The organism is Streptomyces phytophilus (assembly GCF_013870535.1).
GTDB lineage: Bacteria > Actinomycetota > Actinomycetes > Streptomycetales > Streptomycetaceae > Streptomyces > Streptomyces phytophilus.
On the sequence record NZ_JACBXC010001497.1, the window covers coordinates 1 to 1,335 of the forward strand.

General features: G+C 71.5%; 1 protein-coding gene and 1 pseudogene. One reads left to right on the plus strand and one right to left on the minus strand.

What is annotated here, in order from left to right:
• Positions 1-337, minus strand: a 337-nt coding sequence (locus H5J30_RS33685; protein WP_181791567.1) for a bifunctional DNA primase/polymerase, incomplete at its 3' end; no start/stop codon positions are given.
• A 534-nt stretch (positions 338-871) separates the two neighbouring features.
• On the opposite strand from H5J30_RS33685, the pseudogene H5J30_RS33690 reads away from it, so the two are divergent.
• Positions 872-1,335: pseudogene (locus H5J30_RS33690) on the plus strand (PP2C family protein-serine/threonine phosphatase); the annotation flags it as partial.

Below are 1,335 nucleotides of genomic sequence, written 5' to 3' on the forward strand. Positions count from 1 at the left end.
CGAGCAGCACCGGCGCGTCCGGCTGCTGCTCCCACCACCAGCGGACCATGCGCGGGTCCGTGGTCGCGGCGAGCACGCCGGGGTCGTAGGGATGTGCCCCGGGTGCGGCGCACTCCGGGAAGGGGCAGGCGCATTCGCGCTCACGCGGCCGGGCCTGTTCCTGCGTGCGGTCCTGCGTCAGGTCGTGCGTGCGGTCCCGGCGGCTGCTGCGCCGCTGCGGTTGCAGGCCCGCTCCGGGCACGACGGGCCACTGCCACTGCGAAGCGAACGTCAGCGCCGCGTCAGACAGCTCCCGCTGCCCGTTACGCCTGCGCCGCTTTCCGGGATATTCGCGCATAAGCGCTCATCCTTCCGTGGCACCAGGGTCTGCTGGCCGATCACCTTGCGAGGTCATACAGTCACTGCGGTCTCGGTGCGGTGTCTGTGCTGCGTCGGTGCGCTGCTTCGGTGCGTCGAGGGCGTGCATCGGTCGTTGCGATGGCGCGCCACGCGTGGGCGGGGCCCGGGCTCTGTTCTGTAGGACGCACTGCCGCCTGGGCGGGTTCCTGCCGTTGCCGGCTTGTGTGGGGACCTCCGTGTCGAAATCCAGTCGACCGCAATTGAACAGAGCACCCATCGGTTTTCAGCCAAACACACATGCCCCGCGGACACCACCATGCCCGGGCCGACAACACTGGACATCGCATCACCAGTCCGTGTAAATGTGGATCTATTGCGAGTAGTGCAGCATGAGATGGGGGTCCGCGATGCTGTTGAGCGCGATGCCTGTGCCGGTCAGGCCCGTACCGACGGGTCGCGCCGGAACGCGGGCCGCGAGTGCGGGACCGCCGCGCGAAAGCCGCCGACTGTGAGCACCCCACCGTTCCCGAATGTGGCCGGAATTGAGCTACAGCGGCTGCTGCGACCCGCCATCGCCCACCCCTCCGAGTCCCCCGCGGCCTCCTACGACCGCCTCTCCGCCTGGGCCGGCGACCTCACCGCACTCCACGAGCTGACCGGACGCCTCGCCCGCACCACGGAGTTGGAACAGGCGCTCTACGAGATCATCCGCGCCGGCGCGGAACTCGTCGGCGCACGCCGGGGCTTCGCCGTCCTGCAACCCGCCGACGGCCGCGGCCCCGACGCCCGCGTCGGCTACGGCATCGGCGCCGCCGACCTCGGCGCCATGGAGACCGTGCCACGCGCGTCCACGTCGTACGGGCGCATCCTCGACGCCCCCGCCGCCACCCGCCCCGCCGACGTCTGCCGCCCCGACCTCGCCGCGGAACCCGGCCTCCACCCCCGCCACCTCGACGTCGCCATGCGCCTCGGCTACGCCGCCGGCTACGCCATCCC